This window comes from Haloferax sp. Atlit-10N (assembly GCF_003586325.1).
Taxonomy (GTDB): domain Archaea; phylum Halobacteriota; class Halobacteria; order Halobacteriales; family Haloferacaceae; genus Haloferax; species Haloferax prahovense.
This window is the reverse complement of sequence record NZ_PSYX01000003.1, coordinates 37,245-55,860: the sequence shown is the minus strand read 5'-3', so window position 1 is coordinate 55,860 and position 18,616 is coordinate 37,245. Positions and strand designations below refer to the sequence as shown.

Genomic DNA, 18,616 nt, shown 5'->3' with positions numbered 1-18,616 from the left:
GTCAAATCGTCAGTCGCGCGACCCGCTCGGTCCCGACGAGGACGACCGGAACGAGCGCCAGCGCGCCGACCCCGACGACCGCCGGGACGACGATGCCCGGCCAGAACGCCCCCAGTTCGGTCTGCGCGAACGCGCCGAGCAGGGCCGTGCCACCGACGACGAGGCTGTAGTACGCCGAGCGAATCGGGAGCGTCGGCAGGTGGCCGGGCCGCGGCCACGACCCGGTTCCGACGTAGCCGCCGCGGAAGGTGCCGACGGCGACGGCGCTCGCTGCGAGGGCGGTGAGACCGGACAGCGATACCGCGGCTCTCGGGGTCGCGAAAAGCAGGAGCCAGAGCGTCGGAATCGCCAGTACCGACACCTCCCACGCGGCGAAAAACACCTGGTCGAGCCAGCGGTCGACCCGCCTCGTCGCCTCCGAGAGCCCCCTCCGAATCACGACTAGACGTTGGTTTCCGGCGGCTAAACGGTTTCTCCGGCGATGGCGGCGAAGGCGGTCTACTGGAGCCGGTACCGGAGGACCGCGGCGATGCCGCCGAGATTCTTCAACTGCTCGCCGGGCTGGAACTCCGCCGAGAACACGGTGACCTCGCCACCTTTCTGTTCGACCGAGTCGATGATGTCGTTCACGTCCACGTCCCAGTCGCCGTCGCCCTGTCGCTCGGCTCGGAGTCGAGAGTCGAGGAGAAGCAGGTGTTCGACCGCGCCGAACTCCGCGGCCTCCGCGACCTGTTCGACGCCGTAGGCCGCCTTCGCGCCCGTCGAGATGTTCTCCATCAGTTCGTCGATGAGGTTAGCCTCCTCGGCGATGCGGGTCTGTTTCTGCACGTCGTCGACCGCGCCGCGCTTGAGCACCTCGTGGACGCCGCGGTCGCCGACGCCGGCGGTGTCGACGGTCGTGACGATTGTCTCTGCGACCTCGGGGAAGTTGTTCTCGAAGTAGTCCATCGCGTCGTTCTTCGTGAAGCCCGGTCCGGCGAGGATGATGGCGTCCACGTCGAGATGTGACAGCGCGGACCCGAGTTCGTCGAACAGTTCGGACCGCGGGCGGGCGTACTCGCCTTTCCCCGTCGGCTTCGTGAGCGAGGCGTACTCGTCGGTGCCGTACTGGGCGACGGTGTGGATGTAGGCCGCGCCCTCCTCGACGGTCGCGATGGCCACGTCGGGGTTCTCGGCGGCCTGTTCGGCCGTCTCGATGCGGTCTATCTGGTCGGCCTTGAAGTGCTTCTCGATGGTTATCTCGGCGCGCTCCTCGACGTTGAGCGTGTGGTGGTGGCCGAGTTGGTCCTCGCGGGAACAGGAGACGATGACGCCGCCGACGCGGAGGCGGTTGGCGAAGCGCGCGAACTCCACGTCGTCGACCTCGATGGTGACGTTGAGGTGCTCGCGCTCGCCGCCGGTGTCCCGCATCTGCTCGTCGTCGCGCTGGATGCGGCGGGTGGTGTCGCCGGAGACGAGGTCACCCGGTTCGAGGACGTACGAGAGGTGCCAGAGGTCGTCGACGTTCTCGGGGACGAGCGTGATTCGCTCGCGCCCCTCCTCGCCGCGACCGCGGCTCGAAATGCGCATACACGTCCGGTCGTCGGGGAACGGAAAAGAGTCCTGCTATCGCGGTCACCCGTCGCGAGTCGGCGTCGCGGACGCCAACCCGGCCGCCGCCTGCCGCCCTGCGCCGCTCACCAGCCAGTCGACTGCGTCGGCTGCTGGCCCTTGCCGGTGGCGTCGGCGAAGCCGCGAGCCCACAGGTAGTACGTAATCACCTGCACGTAGAACAGGACGAAGAGCCCGACGACGATGACCGAAAGGAGACCCCCGATGAAGCCGAGCACGACCGCGACGACGAGCGCGAGCAACCACGCGACGGCGTACTCGCCGGTGAACGCGCCCGAGAGGATAGTACGCACGTCGAAGCCGGCAGCGAGATTCCCCTCGATGGCGAAGTTCGCCCCTGCGGCCGGCCCGAGGTAGGCCGCGAGCAGGCTGAGCACGAACACGAGGAGGCCGAGGACGACCGAGACGATACCGAGCCCGACACCGCCCGCGGAGGACGCCGCCGCGCTCCCCGTCGCCGCCTCGGAGACGGTGAAGGTGCCGATGCCGATGATGACCGAGAGCAGCATCGACGGGACGATGGCCACTAACGCCCAGACGAACGTCACCACGAACAGCTTCAGGCCGTCGACGAACAGGCCGCCCCAGTCGGTGAACGAGGGCGCGGCCCGCTCGCCGTTCGCGGCCGCCTGCATCGCCCTGACGAAGTAGCCCTGCAGGATAATCCCCGGGAGTATCAGTACAGAAAGCAGCGAGAGAACCCCGCCGATAATCGTCGTCGCAACCCAGTCGTCGCTTCGCTTGAGAAACCACAGCGCGTCGGAGAGCATACCGTTGGGGTGTCGCGCCGCTAGCGGCTTAGATATTCCGTCGAAAATTCGGTTTTTCGCTGACAGTTCAGACGGCGGGCTGTTCGCCCGGCGTCTCGCCCTCGTCCATCATCTCGATGTCGTGGAGTTCGCCCCACGTCTTGCCGATGATGTAGTAGGCTGCGACGGCCGCGTAGAACGTCACGAACGCCCCGACGACGAAGCCGAGAAGCGGGATGACGTTCAGGACGCCGACCACGATGGACGACGCGAACAGCACCGCGAAGGCCGTAAGCCACGCGGTGGCGTACTTGCCCGAGGTCAGGATGGGCCGGAGCGTGCCGAAGTCGAACGCCGCGCCCATGCGGTCGGTCTCGGCGTAGTTCGACAGCGCCGCCGGGATGAGGTACGCGGCGAGCAGGCCGAGGACGAACGCGAGCAGGAGGCCCACGAGCGCCACGATGCCGCCCAGCGCGCCCGCGGCGTCGGAGCCGCCGGCCGCCGCGCCGACGATGCCGGCGAAGCCGAACACGCCCGCGATGATGGCCGGGACGAGCGCGTAGACGAACACGATAGCGAAGCCTTTCACGCCGTCTATCGCCATGTCGCCCCAGTCGTCGAACACCGGGGGAACCTCGTCGCCCTTCATGGTCGCGCGAACGACCCGAAGGAGATAGCCGATGACGAGGAACGTCGGGACGATGAGGAAGCTCAACAGGCCGAGGACGCCGCCGATGAGGACCGTCTTTACCCAGTCCTCGCCGTTTCGAAGGTAATTGAGTGATTCTGAAAGCATTGGGATTCACCGAGCGCCACCACCCACCCACCCACCGGCCGTTCGGCCGAATGTGAGATTCGCGGGTTGACACGCGCGCTCGAAGCAACATTACGACGAGAAAGTATATAATCTTGTACCCGACGCAACCGAATAATTGAATATTAAGCCGTCTAGCGTCTGATTACCGGGGGACGGCGTCGACGTTCACTCGTCGACGATGTCGCTGCCGCCCGGCGGGAGGAACTCCTGAATCTGGTCGGGTGATGCGATTTTTCTGACGAACGACTTGTCGGCGAAGCGCTCGCGGAGCCGGCGATAACACAGTTTCGCGGCGTCGTTCTGGGCGTACTGCCCCGGCGTGAGCGTCAGCGTCGTCTCCGCGCGCGCCTCGATTGCCGACGGCGGACCGCCGATGACGCGCGTCTCGTCCTCGCACTGGATGCCGACCGCGACTTTCGCGGCCACGTCCTCGAAGTACTCGCGGTCGCCGCGGATGACGAAGCTCCCCTTCTCGATGTACTCGCCCGACTCGGGCGTCTTCGACACCTGCGAGGGCTCGACCATGTAGGCGTCGTCGGCGAAGCGGCCCTCCTTCCAGATGGAGGAGTACGAGACGGCGAACTGCGCGGCCTCGCGGAGCGTCTCCTCGGAGAAATCGACCGCCTGCGCGGGCTCGCTGGGCCCCGTCGCCTTCAGGAGCGTCACCGGCCCGCCGTGGGCCTGCGTGTGGAAAAAGCGGTCGTGCTTGCTCATGTACTTCTTCACCAACTCCTCGTTTTGGTCGGCGTTGCGGCCGCCGACGACGAGGTAGCCGCTGGAGGTGTGGAACCAACGGAACCGCTCGAACCAGTGTTCCGTGGACTTGACGGGGACCGAATCGAGCGCGAGCCAGTCTGTCTCCTCCGGCTCTTCGTCCTCGTCGTCCTCGTCGTCCTCGTCGTCGTCGGCCTCCCACTCGTCGCGGCGCTTCTTCACGGCCGCGAGCTCCTCGCGAGTGTCCTCGATGGCGGCCAGCGCGCCCTCCTTTTTCTCCTCGATACGCTTGGCCTCGGTGTAGAGGCGGTCGGCGTTCTTCTCGACGCCCATCGACACCTCGAGGGTGACGGTCGCGTCGTCGAGGTCGACGGTGACCGTGCCGTTCGCGCCGTCGACGTTCGTGACGGCCTCGGCCTCGGGGATACCCTGTTCGGCTCCCTCCGCAAGCGTCTCGCCGATGTCGTCCCACGGGACGCCCTCCTCGCGCGCGCCGCGGACGGTCGACAGCACGTCGTCGACGAGGTCGTAGTTGGCGTACAGCAGTTCGGCGCGCTCGCGCTCGTCTTGGGCCTGCTGTTCGAAGCCCTCGATTGCGCCCTCCTGCTGGTCGATGATGCGCTGTTGCTTGGCGATTTGCTCCTCGAAGTCCGGGCGGTCAGAGGTCGCCTCCTGCTCGTCGGCGGTCAAATCGAGCCGGAAGAAGTACTCGTCGAGTGCGTCGTTGAACGTGTCGTAGGCCTCCTCGTCGAGCCCGGCGTTCTGGTGTTCGCGCAGGGGGAAGGGCGTCACGTCCACGACCTCGCCGTCCTCGTCGAGATAGAGCCGCGGGTCGAACTCCCCGGAGCGCACCTGCTGGCGGAGGTCGACGATGGCATCGTAGACGGCGTCGTAGTCGTCGGCGGTCGCGTCGGCGATATCGAGCGTCTTCTCCACGCCGGCGCGGGTACACAGCTCTTCGGCGTAGAGGCCGCCGAGGTTCAACTGGGTGGCGAGCGTCCGCACCACGTCGGTATCGGACTGCTCCATATTCCGGCCGAGGGCATCGCGGCTGACGGTGAGGGGGTCGAGCCGCGAGGCGGGGTACTCGTACTGCGACCCCGGAGCGACCGTCCGCGACTTGAGCCGCACCGTCTCCAGACTGCGGACGACTTCACCCGTCTCGTCGAGCACCGCGATGTTGCCCTGTCCGAACAGCTCGACGACGATTTTCGTGTTCTCGTCGCCGCGCTCGAACGTGAACGTGAGGATGCGGTCGAACTCGTACTGCTCGACGCCCGCGAAGTCGGCCCCGTTGAGCCGGTTTCTGAGCATCATCGCGAAGTTCGGCGGCCGACCGGGAGCGTCCGGCACGTGCTCCTGTGCGGCGAGGTGCGCGCGCTTTATCTCGCCCACTTCGAGGAGGAGTTCGAGCCGACCGCGGTCGAAGTCCCGCATCTTGAGGCGAAGCAGGTCGTCGCCGTAGAGGTACGCCTTGTCGACCTTCGCGCCCTCGTACCGGTTCAACTCGGTGACGAGGGCCGCGAGGTCGACGCTCGTGAGTTCCCGCTTCGGGTCCATGGACTCGCTTTTTGGCGGCGAACGAAAAGGGGTGTCGTTTCCGCGGGTTCTGCGACCGCCCGAATCGGGGAGAAGATACTTATCAGCCAGACAGAATGTATTCGGTGAATGCGTCCCCGCACCCTCGCTCTCGCCGCCCTCGCCCTCCTCGTCGCGCTGGCCGCGCTCCCCGTCGGGAGCGTCCCCGCCGAGGCGCGACCGCCGCCCGAGGCCGTCTGCGGCGTCTGCGGCGAGACGTTCGAGGAGGCAGGAGACGCCGCAGGCGTCCCGCTCACCGTCGAATCGAGCGCGCTTCGAGTCCGCGTCGGCGACGATGGCGTCGGTGCGTGGACCGCCCGCGTCGAACTCGACGACGAGTCGGCCGCGACGTTCCGTGAGCGCCCCGACCGACTCGAACGCGTCGTCCGCCGAACCTTCGAAGAACACCGCGTGTTCACCGACGACCGCAGACGCCTCGAAACCCGGATGGACGGCGACACCGCGGTCGTGACCTTCGAGGTGCCCGGGATGGCGTATCGCGGCTACGGGGACGTGCTGGTCGTGGATTACTTCCACGACGACGAGGTCAGCGGAACCGTCTACGTCGATGCTGACCGATTCGTCGTCACCGGCCCCGAGGAGTCGGCGCTCCTCACCGCGCCCCCCGGGACGCGGACCAACGAGACGGCCGCCGTCTGGAGCGCCGACGACGGGGATCCGTCCAGCGTCGGAAGCCAGACGTACCTCACGTTCGGCCCCGACGCGGGGCTGGCGACCACGGCCGCGGCCTACGCGAGCCTCGCCGCTGACTCGGGCCCCGGCGTCCTCACGAACGTCGCGTGGGTCGCGTTCGTCCCGACGCTCGTGCTCACCATCGGCGTCCTCCTCATCCGGCACTTCGACCGCCGGTTCGACGGCGACCGGGGGGCGCGGCGGTTCGGCCCCGTCGTCGCGGGACTCGGCGTCCTGTGGGGCCTCTGCCTCCTCGTCGTCCGGGCGTTCTCCGGGAGCGTCGCCGCGATGGCGTGGCTCCTCGCACTCCAACTCGTCGCGCTCGGCGTCGTCTCGGCGGTTCGCCCCAAAGCGCTCGGATTCCGTCGTCTCGTCGCCGCGACCGTCGGGCCGCAGGTCGCGCTCGCGGTCGCCACCGCGATTGCGATGCCGGGACCGAATCCGTGGTTCTCGCTCAGCGCGCTCGCGTTAGAGGCCGCCGTCGTGCTGTTTCTCCCCCTCGGCTACGCGGCCCGGCGCGGCGGGAGCACGCGCCCGCTGTCGCTCGCCATCGTCGCCGCACCCGTGACCTTCGCACTTCCGCTGGTTCCCTTCGGCGGCTACGGCGTCCTGTTCGTCGGGATACTGCTCGTCGTCTGGGTGCTAGTGACGCTCGCGACCGGGTCGCTCGTCTACCGGCTCGGCTGGGCGCTCGGCGGCGAGTCGGCGCGGGGTCACGCCGACGACAGTACGCGAGCGACGGCGTAGCGCCCGCCGAAACCGAGCGCGAACCCGAGGATCGCGAGGACCCCACCGGCGACGAGGCCGGTCGCGACTCCCTGCCAGAGCCCCATGCTCGGCGTCGTCAACTCGGCCGCGCCGAGCGCCGCGAAGAACCCGAGTACCGGACCGACGCCGAGCGGGAGCGCCCCGAAGACACCGTCGCCGCGGAGCGCACCGACCGCGCCGCCACCGAGGCCGAGCGCGACCACGGGCCACAGCCGGAGCCCGAACGGGTACGAAAGCGGACCGACCGCGTCCGGCGGGAGGTGCGTGGCGAAGACGAGCGCGAAGAGGGCGACGCCGCCCAGTTGATGCTGTCGGACGGGCGCGTCCTCGCGTCCGAGGAAGAACCTATCGAGCGTACTCACGGACGTTAGTCAGTGGAACGACATGATAAAACCCGCTCCGCAACCGTCAGGTGGCCGCCCGCGGAACTGCTTCCATGAGCGAAACCGAGGTCCGCGTCGCGGTCAGCGAAGGCGAGCGCGACGACGCCTTCGCCGTCCGAAAGGCCGTCTTCGTGGACGAACAGGGCGTCGACGAGGAACTGGAGTGGGACGAACACGACGACCCCGTCGCCGAGGCGGTCCACTTCGTCGCCTACCGCGGCGGCGACCCGGTGGGCGCGGCCCGCCTGCGCGAGTACGAACCCGGCGTCGGTAAGGTCGAACGCGTCGCCGTCCTCGAATCGGCTCGCGGCGAGGGCTGGGGGCGACGACTCATGGACGCGCTCGAAGCCGAGGCGCGCGAGCGCGGGTTCGACTCGCTTCTGCTCCACGGCCAGACGACCGCGGAGGGATTCTACCACGGCCTCGACTACGAGACGACGAGCGACGAGTTCGACGAGGCCAGCATCCCGCACGTCGAGATGCGAAAATCGCTGTAGCCGGGACACCTACTCCTTCGAGACCGACTTCTCCACCGGCCGACTGCGACGGGCCTCTCGGAGCTGGAAGCCGTCGGCCTCCTCGCGGGCGAGCAGTTCGCGCTGCGGGTAGGGTATCTTGATTCCCTCGCGGTCGAACGCGAGTTTCACGCTCCGAAGCACCTCGGCTTTCGCCTGCGCCCGACGCGGGGCCGAGGGGTTCGTAATCCAAAAGCGGAGTTGGAGCCCGATTGACGAGTCGCCGAACGTCGTCGGCATCACCTGCGGTTTCGGCACGTCCTCGACGAACTTGAGGTCGGTGAGCGCCTCCTCGGCCACCGACTCGGCGTGTTCGATATCGGCCTCGTAGTCGATGCCCACATCGAGGCGAAGTCGGAGTCGGTTGCGCTTCGTCCGGTTGGTTATTTTCGCGTTCGTCACGCGGTCGTTGGGGAAGACGACCGTCTCGCCGTCGGCGTTGCTCAGCCGGGTGTTGATGATGGTGATGTCGGTGACGATGCCCTCGGCGTCGTCTATCTCCACCCAGTCGCCGAGTTCGAACGGCCGGGAGAACATCAGCACGAAGCCCGCGATGAGCGACCCGAGGGTCTGTCGCGCGGCCATCCCGACCACGATGCCGAGGAAGCCAGCGCCGACGAGCAGGCCGCCGATTCTGACCTGCCAGACCGTGAGCGCCGCCATCCCGACCGCGAGGAGGACGACCAGTTGGAGGACGCGGAAGACGATGCCCTGCTGGTGGGCGTTGATGTTGTCCGAGGCGGTCGCGTACGAGTCCAGTTTCTCTTCGAGGACGTTCGTCCCGACGAGCGCCCCGGCGAACAGCGCGACCGTGGCCCCGAGTTTGGCGGCGTTCGGGATAGCGACGGCGAGTACCTCGGCGAAATCCGCGGCGAGGCCGGTGTATCCCCAGAGAAGCAACAGCGACAGCGCCACGCCGACGAAGACCGCGAGTTGGAGCGTCCGGACGACGACCGTCGCGGGGAACAGCCACGCCGCGTCGGTGACGGCGTCGGGAACCCGCGGGTGGGCCAACACTCGCGTTCGGAACTCGGCGGTCGCCCGCGAGACGAGTCGTGGCGCGAGGAAGACCGCGACTCCGAGCGCGAGCGCCACGAGCGCCGCCGAGATACCGAGTCGTTCTTCGGTCGAAACGAACTGTGCGAGCGCCGAGCGGAGGTCCTGAAGCCACGTCGTCGCCTGCCCCTGAACCGCCGCACCCCCCTGTGGTGCCATTCTACCGAGTGCGGTCGGCCGAAAAGTAAAAACGTGGCGGAGCGACAATCAGTGGTGAGAATCGACCGAGGTTGGTGTTTTCGTCGGCTACAGCCGCTTCGACACGTAGCGCCCACCTTTTTCCGAGACTCGCTGCGCTCGTCTCGCAAAAATCTGGACCAAAAAACTGGTGCTCAGTCTACAGCCGCTTCGACACGTAGCGCCCACTTTTTCCGGGACTCGCTACGCTCGTCTCGCAAAAATCTGTCTTCGGGAGCGACTGCGACCGAAGGCTCGTGAGGCACGGCCTCACGGTGGACCAAAAATCCGACTATTCCCTACAGCCGCTTCGACACGTACGGACCGTCCTGGTGGTAGCCGAGTTTCTCCTTGTAGTACTGCCGGACGCCGATGCCCGAAATGACCGAAATCTTGTCGTAGCCGGCGTCGCGGGACAGTTCCTCGGCGTGCGCGAGGAGCTTCTTCCCGTAGCCCTTGTGCTGCCAGTCGCCGTCGGCACCGATGCCCGCCTCGGAGCCGTAGACGTGGAGTTCGCGGACGAGCGCCGCGTCCTGCAGTTCGCGGCGGACCGGGTTGCCGGGGAACCGGAGGCGACAGAAGCCGACGAGCAGGTCCTCGACGGGGTCCTCGAACGAGATGAAGTGCTCCGTGCCGCCGGCGACCTCGTAGGTCATCACGTCGAGTTCGATGCGCTCTGGGTCCGGGTCGGCCTCGTTCATGCCGACCTCGCGGGCGCGGATGTCCCGCTGGACGATACCTCGTTCCTCGGCGCGCTGGGCGGCCAGTTGTCGGAGGTTCGACTTCCAGACGCCGGCGTCGATGAAGTCCGCGGGGATGTCCCGCTGGACGCGCTGGAGGCGGGTGTACTTCGGAATCATGCCCATGACCTCCGCGACGATGTCGGCGGCCTCCTCGTTGTTCAGCGGCTCGTACTCGTCGCGACGCCACATGTCGTAGGTGATGGTGTCGCGGACGATGAGCGTCGGGTAGATTTTGAGGTAGTCGGGCCGCCAGTCGCTGTTTTCGAACAGCTGGCGGAAGTCCTCCAGACACATCTCCTTGGTCATGCCCGGCTGGCCGGGCATCATGTGGAAGCCGACCTTGAACGCCGAGTCGCGGAGCCGGCGGTTGGCGTCGATGGAGGCCTGCACGCCGTGACCGCGGTGCATCTCGCGGTTGATTCGCTCGTAGGTCGTCTGGACGCCGACTTCGACCTTCGTCGCGCCCAAGTCGAGCATCCGGTCTATCTGCTCGGGGTCGCACCAATCCGGCTTCGTCTCGAAGGTCGTCCCGATGTTACGGATGTCGTTCGTCTCGTTCTCGGCGATGACGTCCTCGATGTACTCGAACTCGACATCCTCGGGGTCGGGCTTGAACGACCGGTCTTCCGCCGGTTCGGGCTCCTTGTCGAGGTCGTAGTCGTTCATGGCTTCGAGCGCCCGCTTGACGAACCACTCCTGGTAGTCGTGGCTCCGGGCGGTCATCGTCCCGCCCATCAAGATGAGTTCGACCTTGTCCACGGGGTGGCCGATGTGTCGAAGCTGTTCGAGGCGGAGCGTGACCTGCCCGTAGGGGTCGTAGTCGTTCTGGACGCCGCGGGCGGCCGCGGGCTCGTGGCCCGTGTACGACTGCGACGAGGAGAACTCGCTCGCGGGGCCGCCGGGACAGTAGAGGCACTTCCCGTGGGGGCACATGTGCGGCGAGGTCATGATGGCGACCGGCGAGACGCCGGAGGCGGTCCGGACGGGCTTGCGCTGGACGACCTCTTTGACCTCCTCGCGTCGGTCCTCGGGCGCGTACTGCAGAATCTCGGCGTTCTTCGGAACTTTCGGCGAGGAGTGTTCCGAACAGGCGTCGAGCTTTGCCGATTCGAGGTCGTCGCGGTCGACGTCGCCCGCGAGGATGCGGTCGACGAGCGCCTCGCAGGTCCGCTCGAACGCCTCGGACTCCGTCTCGGTCTCGGCGCTCACGGACACACCTCCCGTTCGGCGACGTGGTGGCGGTTCATGGGCGCGAATCGGGTCGTTTCGTGGATAAGCGTGTCGCTCGGGAGGCTGGAATACAGCCCTCCGTCGAACCGCGCGAGGAGGAGTCTGGATTGCGGCTTAGAACTGCTCGGCGGCGGCGTCGAGGACGGCTTCGAGCGCCTCGTCGCGCGCGCCGGTCAGGAACTCGATGCGACCTTCGCGGATGCCCGCGGCGGCGAGGCCGGCGGCGGGCGCTTTCTCGGCGGCCGACTCGACGACCGCGCGGAGGTCGAGGTCGCCCGTCGAGCGCAGGTAGAGTTCGTCCATGCCGAGCGCGACGGTCACGAAGGCGTCACCCTCGCGGGTGCGGCGGTGGAGTTCGTCCACGAGCAGGCCCGTCGGCGGGAAGTCGAAGCGGTGACTGTAGGCGTCGGAATCGAGGACGGCCACGGAGATTGCGCCGACGTCGCGGCGTTCGAGGTTCGCCTGCGCCGTCTCGATTTCGTCTTCGAGCTTGATGCGGAACTGCTCGGAGACGTGGCCGGCGAGGCCCTCGTCGGCGTCGAACAGCAGGTCGGCGATGAGTTCGCGTTTGTCCTGATAGGACTGGTAGTAGGCTTCCAGCGCGACGGCCTCGCGGAGTTCGCGGACGCGGTCGGCGTCGAAGCCGTGGGACTCGGCGAGGTCGAGGTACTGCTGCGGGCAGTTCTCCCAGTAGCTGACGGCGGGGAGGTGCGACACGTCGTCGCGGATGTCCTCGTTGACGGCGACAGAAAGCGTCGACGCGAGCGCGCCGACCGAGAGGTCGCGGGCGTCGGCTCCCTCGCGGGCGGGGTTGACGAGCACGTCGACTTCCTCGGCGACCTCGTCGTCGGCGGGCGCGGCGTCGACGACGACGCGCTCGGAGCCGTAGACGCCGAGCAGGCCGAGGCCGTCGAGGGACTCGGCGGTCGAGCCGGCACCGAGGAGAAGCACGAGCGGGAGCTTCTCGTCGTGGCGGTCGCGGTCTTCGAGCATCCGCGTCACGTCGTTCGTGGCGGCGTCCATGCCGTAGACGGCCTCCTCGAGCGGGCGACGGGTGAAGTAGTGGTACTCGGCGTCGTCACGGGGGTGCTCGTCGCGGATGAGCGGGAGCACGGCGCGCTCGACGGCGGCGCCGGCGACGTAGCCGTCGGCGGTGGCCGTGTGGCGGACGACGATGGGGCGCGATTCGAGGACGGCGCGGCGGATGGCCTCCGCGGCGTCGAGCAGCGACTTGCCGACGGCGGCGACCGGCTCGTGGGCCGCGAGCGGCGCGACGGCGTCCGGTCGGGCCTCGTCCGAGAGGGCGTCCGCGAGGCGCTGGGCGACGGTGTCGGCCTCGTCGCCGTCGAGAATCGTCAGCTCCTCGGTCTCTATCTGCAGTTCGCCGCGGCGGCGCTCGACCTCGCCGTCGATGCGGACGTAGTCGCCCACTTCGACTTCGGGGTACGCACGGACGCCGGCCTCGACGAAGGCCGCGCAGTCGGCGATAGCCGTCTCGTCGCGGAGTTCGAACACCGTCGGGCCGCCGGTCTGGCGGACGCTGGCGATTTCGCCCTCGACGCGAATCACGTCGCCGACGCGGTCGTCGATGCTGCCGAGGGTCACGCGCTCCGCCTCGTCGGCGTCGGCGTCAACCTCGGTCTCGGCTTCCTGCTCGGCGTCGGTGTCGTCCTGCTCGGGCTCCGACTCGGACTCGGGTTCGCTCTCCGGTTCCGCTTCGACGTCCTGCTCGGACTCGCCGTTGGCGGCGATGTCGTCGACGACGTCCCCGGCGGTCGGCGCGCGGTCCTCGTCTCCGGCGTCGGACTCGGACTCGGACGCGGCGTCCTGTTCGGGCTCGGGCTCGGGCTCGGGCTCGGGCTCGGGCTCGGCTTCCTGTTCTGGCTCCGATTCGGTTTCGACCGTCTCGGACGACGTGCTCGCGCCGGCTGGCTTCGCGGTCTTGCCCGTCTTCGGGCGCGTCTTGACGGCCGTCGGGCCGTCGCTTTCGGCTTCCTGCTCGACGGGCTGGCCGTCGGCGTCGCCGTCGGGGTCGTGGATGCGAGCGCCGCGGAACTCCGAGTCGGACTGGCGAATCGACCAGCCGAGGTCGATGTTGCCGTTGTCACGGACGTTCTTCACCTGAACGAACACCTCGTCGCCCGGCTCCCATTCGAGGGATTCGAGGCGGCGGTCGAGTTCGCTGCGGTGCAGTAATCCGGTCACGTTCGAAGCGAGGTCGACGAAGACACCGAAGTCGGCGTACCCGTCGACGGTGCCTTTGTAAAATCGGCCGGGGACGAGCTGGTGGGGGCTATTGCCCCGGAATTCGAACCAGACGTCCTCCTCGTGCGTAATCCAATCCATTGCGTTGAGCAAACAACCCCTAACTAAAACGATTGTCGAAAAACGCTCAGGGGAGAGTGGCGCGTGTGCGGGCGGGAAACCGCCGCTCCGTCGGTCGAAACGCGGGGATTCGAGGCGAGGTTCGGCTCAGACGAGCGCGAGCGCCGCGGCGAGTTCCGAGAGGGCGCGGAAGCCGCCGAAGGCGTAGCCGAAGACCACGCCGGCGGGGACGGCCGCGGCGAGCGCCGCCTTCGGAACCGTCGTCTGATGGACCTCGCTGATGCCGACGACGAGGAGCACCGCACCGTAGACGGCGCACAGCGCGCGGACGCCGGGAATCGGGAGGCTGGCGAAGGCGCACGGCGCGGCGGCGTAGGCGATGACCTGCACCGTCTCGCTCACCCCCGCGCGGCGGGACAAAAGCGGGATGAGAAGGGCCGTCTGGATGGCCGCCGTCAGGTGGAGGAGCGCCGGCGCGACGAACAGCGCGACGACGAGCAGGGCGACGAGCGCCGAGACGAGCGGGCCGCCCTCGATGGCCGGAATCGTCGCCGGCTCGAAGGCGAACCCGAGGCCCTGATAGGCGAGTGCCACCGCGATGGCGAACACGAGGCCGGGCGCTTGGTCGCCGGGGGCGACGCCGTCGCGGAAGAACTGGCGGGGGCGAACGACCACAGCGACCCACGCGCGGAGGATGCCGGTCAGCCCGCGGTCGCGGCCCTCGCGTGGGGTTTCGACCCAAGTAGTCACGTTAGCCTCTAGTCCCGCCGGAGGGTATGACAGTTCCGGCACCGCGCCTCGTAGGACTCCTCCGCGCCGACGAGGATAGTGGGGTCGTCTACGTGCGCGGGCTCGCCGTCGATGAGTCGCTGGTTCCGTGTGGCCGGCTCGCCGCAGACGGTGCAGATGGCCTGCAGCTTGTCGACGTACTCGGCGAGCGCCATCAGTTGGGGAAGCGGGTCGAACGGTTCGGCGCGGAACGTCTGGTCGGTCCCGGAGACGACGACGCGCTTGCCGTCGGCGGCCAGCGCCTCGCACACGTCGACCAGTTCGGCCGAGAAGAAGTTGGCCTCGTCGATGGCCACCACGTCCTCGCCGTTGAGTTCCTCGGCGATTTGCCAGACGCCCTCGCCCTCGGAGGGGACGACGCTCGCCTCCCACGAACGACCGGCGTGAGAGCCGACCGTCGTCTCGCCGTAGCGGTCGTCGAGCTGGGGTTTGAACACCGAAATCTCCTGACCCGCGATTTCGGCCCGGCGGAGGCGTCGGAGGAGCTCCTCCGTCTTCCCCGAGAACATAGAGCCGGAGATGACCTCTATCCATCCGCTCTGCGTGATGGCGTGCATATCCTGACTGGGGGACGAGGAGGGTCAAAACGATTGTTCATCTGCCGCGACGGTCGGGAGTCGAGACGGGTCGGTCGACCGAACCCACGCCGCGTTCGAAACAGCGCGTGGCGACTGCTCAGTCGTCCGCGCCGACGTTCTCGCCGCTTTCGAACGTCGGCGGCTCGGGCTCGATGTTGGCGTAGACGACCGCGTCGCGGCCGAGTCGCTCGACCCGCTCGCGCAGGTCCTCGCTCACGAGGCCGTCGCCGTCGAACGACGAGGAGACGCGAGGGATGGCGACCTGATGGGGGAGCACCCACGAGTTCAGCGACCGGCAGACCGACCGGAGGTGTTCGAGGGCGGTCACGGGAAACGACCCGCCGGCGACGGCGAGGAGGCCCACGGTCTTCTCGCCGAACTCGTCGAAGCCGCAGTAGTCGAGGGCGTTCTTGAGGACGCCGGAGTACGAGCCGTGGTAGACCGGCGTGCCGAGGATGACCGCGTCCGCGCCGTCGACGACGCGGACGAGTTCGGCCGAATCGCCCTGCTCGTCGTAATCGGCGTCGAGCGGCGGGAGGTCGTACTCGCGGAGGTCCACGAGTTCCGTCGTACCGCCGGCGGCCGACGCGCCGGCGAGGGCATGTTCGAGCGCCAATCGGGTGTAGCTGTGGTCGCGGAGACTGCCGCAGATGGCGACCACGTGTGGCTGCGTCATACCCTGTATCTCCGAGAGCGCCGTGAAAATCTCGTCGGCCGCAGTCGAGCGTGTCGGACGGGCACAACACACAGGAACCCGGACCGCGAAAACCAACCGTGAACGTCGTCTTCCACGTCTCCAGCGCCGACCTCGGCGACTGGCGGCACGCCATCCGCAACGTCCGAAACCTGCTCGACGACGAGACGGTCGAGACAGACGAGGTCACGCTTCTCGCAAACGGCGACGCGGCGCTGTTGTTCCTCGCCGACTCGCCCGTCCGCGACCGCCTCGACCCGCTGTTCGAGGCCGGCGTTCGCTGTTGCGCCTGTCGAAACTCGCTCGACGGCCGCGGGTTTGACGCCGACCAACTGGCCGACGGCGTCGAGGTCGTTCCCTCGGGCGTCGGCGAGCTCGTGGCGCGACAGGCGGCGGGCGACGCCTACCTGAAGGTACCGTAGGCGTCGGCGCGCGTCACCCCGAACCGACGAACTCCCGGAGCACCGTCGCCTCGGCCTTTCGGAGTAGCTCGCCGGCCGTGCTCGTCGAGCAGTCGAGCGCGTTCGCCACGTCCGCGACCGACCCCTCGCGAGGGATTTCGTAGTAGCCGGCCGACACCGCGGTCTCCAGCGCGGCCCGCTGTCGGTCGGTGAGCTGCGAGGGGGCCCGCCGCCGGTCGAAGGGCTTCACGCGCTCGACCGTGAGGTCGCCGAGCGCCGCGATGTCGTCGTAAAACGCGCTGAGCGCCGACACCTCGCCGACAGCCTCGAACCGGACGGAGCCGGTGGCGTGGAACACCACCGGCGGGAGGAATATCACTCGAGCGTCGGCGATGACCCCGAGAAGCGGGTCCGCGAACTCGTAGTCGCGCTGGTGGAGGAAGCCGTAGGTCCCCTCAGCTCCCTCGACGAAGTGCGCCCGAACGAGCGAATCGACGTCCGAAACGAGCGCGTCGGCCGCGTCTCGGTCGCCGTCGAACCAGAACAGCGTCGTCGCGTCGGCCGTCGGACTCCACATCAACAGCTCCGCCCGGTCGACCGGCGAGTCGCGCATCATCCCGCGCTGGAGCGGGTGGACCAGCCGGTCCGGGTAGTCGACCGAGAACTGGGCGTGTTTCATTCCGTTTCGAACGACCGTTTTTCGGTCCGGTATATCAAACGCAGTGGTGCGATTCGGCGGCGGCGGTCGGCTCCGACGAGCCGTCCGAAGCGTCCGGGTCGAGCGACCCCGCGGCGCGGCGTTGTTCGTCCAGCACGCCGGGGGCGCTCCGGAGGAGCGTCCGGAGGTGGTCTGCGCCGCGCACCTCTCGAAGCCGCGCGCCTGGTACCTCCGGTTCGAGGCGTCTCGCGCCGGCTATCGGGACGTTCGTGTCGGCGTCGCCGTGCCACAGAGACACGCCGGCCTCGATGTCGTCGAAGGGAATCCCCCACGGCGCGGCCGCGGCCCGGAAGTCGCAGAGTACGCCCCGCCGCGAGCGACTGACCGACGCCGCGAAGTCGTCTCGAACCACCGCGGCGACCCCGTCTGGAACTGCTCCGGTCGCGTCGTCGGCCGTGTACTGCGCGACGACGAGCGAGGGGTCGAGCCTCCCGGCGAGCCACGCCTGCCCGCGGAAGAGATAGCTGAGGAGCGCCGGCGCGTTCGTCGCCAGCCACGACAGGAGCCGTTGCGTTCGGGGCGTTTCCTCGCTCGCTGCCGGTGGAACCGCCCCCGCGACGACGCTTACGTGCCGAACCCTGTCCGGCCGCGCCGCCGCGACAGCCAGCGCGTCGCGGCTCCCGCCGGAGAACGCGACCAGCCCCGCCGACTGCGCGCCGATGTCGTCGAGAAGCGCGTCGAAGAACTCCGCGGGTGCAGGTGTCGCGGGTCGCTGGCTCGGGCCGTCCGATTCCTCGGGTGTCGGGCGCGGCGACGACAACCCGTAGCCGGGTCTATCGGGCGCGAGGACTCTGATTCCGCGTTCCTCGGCCGACGCGTCGAACAGTGCCCCGAGCAGGCGCGACCCCGGCGCGCCGTGGAGAAACACGACCGGGATGCCGTCGGAATCGCCGTACTCGGCGTAGGCGAGTCGCCGCCCGCCGTCCAGCGTGAGGGTCTTTGCTTCGGCGGACTCCGCGGCTTCGCGAGGGTCGAACGACGACGCGTCGCGTGTTGCCATCGACTGTACGTAGTCGGAGACGAGGAGTGCGACTGGTGCCGGACTAGTGCGGTGGGATAACTACGAGCGGCGAAACAAGCGCGGCGAGAACCACCGGCGGAGCGCGAACTACTTCGCCAGCGAGACGCGGACGCCGTCGTCGTTCTCCGCGACATCGACTAACCCGTCGGATTCGAGGTCGTCCACGAGGCCGCGGAGCCACTCCGTACCCGTGTCGCCGCCGTAGTCGACGCGGACCCGCGGCCCCAACTCCGAGAGGCCGAGTTCGTCGTACTCGCCGAGAACTCTGACGACCCGACCGCGGAACTGCCGCCGACTCCCTTCGAAACTCGGCTGGGTCGGCACGTCGGGCGCGGTGAAGTCGCCCGTCTCGTAGGCGTGACAGAACCGCCGCCACGGACAGCCGGACTCGTCGCACGTCGGCGTCTTCCCGCAGGCGACCCCGCCGAGTTCCATGATGGCGTTGTTCCAGACGCGGGACTCGCCGTCGGGCATGAGTTCCGAGGCGGCGGCCTCGAAGGCCGCGTCGTCGTCGGGGACCGCGAAGGCGCGGTGCAGCACCCGCTTGACGTTGGTGTCGACCACCGCGTCGCCGTTGTTGAACGCGAAGGAGGCGACCGCGTTGGCGGTGTAGGGGCCGACGCCCATCAGCTCCGAGAGGCCGTCGGGCGTCCGTGGGAACTCGCCGCCGCGGTCTTCTTCGACTTGCCGGGCGGCCTCGTGGAGGTACTTCGCGCGGTTGTTGTACCCCAGTCGGTGGTTCGTCCAGAAGCCCACCACGTCGGCGCGGTCGGCCGCCGCGAGGTCGGCCGTCGTCGGCCACTCGTCGAGGAACGCCTCCCACGCCTCGACCACGCGGCCGAGTTGGGTCTGCTGGCTCATCACCTCGGAGACGAGAATCTCGTAGGGGTCGTCGGTGCGCCGCCACGGGAAGTCCCGGTGGTCGGCCTCGTACCACTCGGTGAGCGCGGACTGGACTGCTTCGCGGTCGAGGTCGGCGGGGAGTTCGGACGGCGCGTCGCTCATCGCCCCGGCTTGGGACGGCCCGCGTTTAGCCGTGGCGATGCCGGAGCGTCG

18 protein-coding genes are annotated in these 18,616 nt (G+C 68.4%); 3 read left to right on the top strand and 15 right to left on the bottom strand.

The features are described 5' to 3' along the window. Nucleotide 1 precedes the first annotated feature (1 nt). The 5 genes from C5B91_RS10945 to rqcH all read right to left on the bottom strand — a co-directional run bounded on the left by C5B91_RS10945 (nucleotide 2) and on the right by rqcH (nucleotide 5,451). Nucleotides 2-436: a hypothetical protein gene (locus C5B91_RS10945; protein WP_115819780.1), complete on the bottom strand. Its 435-nt coding sequence runs from the start codon at nucleotides 434-436 to the stop codon at nucleotides 2-4. Between the two features lie 62 nt (nucleotides 437-498). Continuing rightward, entirely contained in the window at nucleotides 499-1,569 is a 1,071-nt protein-coding gene (locus tag C5B91_RS10940; RefSeq protein WP_008094832.1) for an mRNA surveillance protein pelota, read from the bottom strand. A 107-nt stretch (nucleotides 1,570-1,676) separates the two neighbouring features. Further along, nucleotides 1,677-2,381, bottom strand: a complete 705-nt coding sequence (locus tag C5B91_RS10935; RefSeq protein ID WP_049967859.1) for a DUF4013 domain-containing protein — start codon at nucleotides 2,379-2,381, stop codon at nucleotides 1,677-1,679. A 67-nt stretch (nucleotides 2,382-2,448) separates the two neighbouring features. Next, nucleotides 2,449-3,156 (bottom strand): DUF4013 domain-containing protein, encoded by a 708-nt coding sequence (locus C5B91_RS10930; protein WP_008094828.1) that lies wholly within the window; start codon nucleotides 3,154-3,156, stop codon nucleotides 2,449-2,451. A gap of 186 nt (nucleotides 3,157-3,342) precedes the next feature. Continuing rightward, nucleotides 3,343-5,451, bottom strand: coding sequence for a ribosome rescue protein RqcH (rqcH, locus tag C5B91_RS10925; protein WP_008094827.1), 2,109 nt, complete (start codon nucleotides 5,449-5,451; stop codon nucleotides 3,343-3,345). A gap of 108 nt (nucleotides 5,452-5,559) precedes the next feature. Between rqcH and C5B91_RS10920 the strand changes: the two genes are divergently transcribed. Next, nucleotides 5,560-6,909: a hypothetical protein gene (locus C5B91_RS10920; RefSeq protein WP_115819330.1), complete on the top strand. Its 1,350-nt coding sequence runs from the start codon at nucleotides 5,560-5,562 to the stop codon at nucleotides 6,907-6,909. Here the strand turns inward: C5B91_RS10920 and C5B91_RS10915 are convergent. Then, entirely contained in the window at nucleotides 6,876-7,292 is a 417-nt protein-coding gene (locus C5B91_RS10915; RefSeq protein ID WP_115819329.1) for a hypothetical protein, read from the bottom strand. The genes C5B91_RS10920 and C5B91_RS10915 overlap by 34 nt on opposite strands. Nucleotides 7,293-7,366: 74 nt before the next feature. Between C5B91_RS10915 and C5B91_RS10910 the strand changes: the two genes are divergently transcribed. Then, entirely contained in the window at nucleotides 7,367-7,810 is a 444-nt protein-coding gene (locus C5B91_RS10910) for a GNAT family N-acetyltransferase (RefSeq protein WP_049967862.1), read from the top strand. A gap of 9 nt (nucleotides 7,811-7,819) precedes the next feature. On the opposite strand, the gene C5B91_RS10905 is transcribed toward C5B91_RS10910, so the two are convergent. The 6 genes from C5B91_RS10905 to C5B91_RS10880 all read right to left on the bottom strand — a co-directional run bounded on the left by C5B91_RS10905 (nucleotide 7,820) and on the right by C5B91_RS10880 (nucleotide 15,402). Next, nucleotides 7,820-9,043: a mechanosensitive ion channel family protein gene (locus C5B91_RS10905; protein WP_049967863.1), complete on the bottom strand. Its 1,224-nt coding sequence runs from the start codon at nucleotides 9,041-9,043 to the stop codon at nucleotides 7,820-7,822. 317 nt (nucleotides 9,044-9,360) lie between these two features. Further along, entirely contained in the window at nucleotides 9,361-11,019 is a 1,659-nt protein-coding gene (locus C5B91_RS10900; protein WP_008094820.1) for a tRNA uridine(34) 5-carboxymethylaminomethyl modification radical SAM/GNAT enzyme Elp3, read from the bottom strand. Nucleotides 11,020-11,148: 129 nt separating this feature from the next. Then, nucleotides 11,149-13,380 (bottom strand): DHH family phosphoesterase, encoded by a 2,232-nt coding sequence (locus C5B91_RS10895; protein WP_115819328.1) that lies wholly within the window; start codon nucleotides 13,378-13,380, stop codon nucleotides 11,149-11,151. A gap of 126 nt (nucleotides 13,381-13,506) precedes the next feature. Next, a complete protein-coding gene (locus C5B91_RS10890) occupies nucleotides 13,507-14,034 on the bottom strand; it encodes a YIP1 family protein (RefSeq protein WP_008094818.1) in 528 nt (175 codons plus the stop codon). Between the two features lie 83 nt (nucleotides 14,035-14,117). After that, a complete protein-coding gene (locus C5B91_RS10885) occupies nucleotides 14,118-14,705 on the bottom strand; it encodes a thymidine kinase (protein ID WP_004061202.1) in 588 nt (195 codons plus the stop codon). Nucleotides 14,706-14,823: 118 nt separating this feature from the next. Then, a complete protein-coding gene (locus tag C5B91_RS10880; RefSeq protein ID WP_115819327.1) occupies nucleotides 14,824-15,402 on the bottom strand; it encodes an NADPH-dependent FMN reductase in 579 nt (192 codons plus the stop codon). Between the two features lie 98 nt (nucleotides 15,403-15,500). Between C5B91_RS10880 and C5B91_RS10875 the strand changes: the two genes are divergently transcribed. Further along, nucleotides 15,501-15,842 (top strand): DsrE family protein, encoded by a 342-nt coding sequence (locus C5B91_RS10875; protein ID WP_049913560.1) that lies wholly within the window; start codon nucleotides 15,501-15,503, stop codon nucleotides 15,840-15,842. Between the two features lie 13 nt (nucleotides 15,843-15,855). Here the strand turns inward: C5B91_RS10875 and C5B91_RS10870 are convergent, their stop codons facing one another. The 3 genes from C5B91_RS10870 to C5B91_RS10860 form a co-directional block, all read right to left on the bottom strand. Next, nucleotides 15,856-16,500 carry a helix-turn-helix domain-containing protein gene (locus tag C5B91_RS10870; protein WP_008094809.1) on the bottom strand — a complete coding sequence of 215 codons (645 nt, stop codon included), beginning with the start codon at nucleotides 16,498-16,500 and terminating at the stop codon, nucleotides 15,856-15,858. 34 nt (nucleotides 16,501-16,534) lie between these two features. Next, nucleotides 16,535-17,539, bottom strand: a complete 1,005-nt coding sequence (locus C5B91_RS10865; RefSeq protein ID WP_115819326.1) for an alpha/beta fold hydrolase — start codon at nucleotides 17,537-17,539, stop codon at nucleotides 16,535-16,537. A gap of 108 nt (nucleotides 17,540-17,647) precedes the next feature. Continuing rightward, nucleotides 17,648-18,565, bottom strand: a complete 918-nt coding sequence (locus tag C5B91_RS10860; RefSeq protein WP_115819325.1) for an A/G-specific adenine glycosylase — start codon at nucleotides 18,563-18,565, stop codon at nucleotides 17,648-17,650. Between the last annotated feature and the right edge of the window lie 51 nt (nucleotides 18,566-18,616).

Coding starts and splice junctions, on each gene's coding strand:
- C5B91_RS10880 (WP_115819327.1), bottom strand. CDS start 15,402: ATGACGCAGCCACACGTGGTCGCCATCTGCGGCAGTCTCCGCGACCAC.
- C5B91_RS10910 (WP_049967862.1), top strand. CDS start 7,367: ATGAGCGAAACCGAGGTCCGCGTCGCGGTCAGCGAAGGCGAGCGCGAC.
- C5B91_RS10885 (WP_004061202.1), bottom strand. CDS start 14,705: ATGCACGCCATCACGCAGAGCGGATGGATAGAGGTCATCTCCGGCTCT.
- rqcH (WP_008094827.1), bottom strand. CDS start 5,451: ATGGACCCGAAGCGGGAACTCACGAGCGTCGACCTCGCGGCCCTCGTC.
- C5B91_RS10905 (WP_049967863.1), bottom strand. CDS start 9,043: ATGGCACCACAGGGGGGTGCGGCGGTTCAGGGGCAGGCGACGACGTGG.
- C5B91_RS10930 (WP_008094828.1), bottom strand. CDS start 3,156: ATGCTTTCAGAATCACTCAATTACCTTCGAAACGGCGAGGACTGGGTA.
- C5B91_RS10865 (WP_115819326.1), bottom strand. CDS start 17,539: ATGGCAACACGCGACGCGTCGTCGTTCGACCCTCGCGAAGCCGCGGAG.
- C5B91_RS10935 (WP_049967859.1), bottom strand. CDS start 2,381: ATGCTCTCCGACGCGCTGTGGTTTCTCAAGCGAAGCGACGACTGGGTT.
- C5B91_RS10940 (WP_008094832.1), bottom strand. CDS start 1,569: ATGCGCATTTCGAGCCGCGGTCGCGGCGAGGAGGGGCGCGAGCGAATC.
- C5B91_RS10895 (WP_115819328.1), bottom strand. CDS start 13,380: ATGGATTGGATTACGCACGAGGAGGACGTCTGGTTCGAATTCCGGGGC.
- C5B91_RS10920 (WP_115819330.1), top strand. CDS start 5,560: ATGCGTCCCCGCACCCTCGCTCTCGCCGCCCTCGCCCTCCTCGTCGCG.
- C5B91_RS10870 (WP_008094809.1), bottom strand. CDS start 16,500: ATGAAACACGCCCAGTTCTCGGTCGACTACCCGGACCGGCTGGTCCAC.
- C5B91_RS10860 (WP_115819325.1), bottom strand. CDS start 18,565: ATGAGCGACGCGCCGTCCGAACTCCCCGCCGACCTCGACCGCGAAGCA.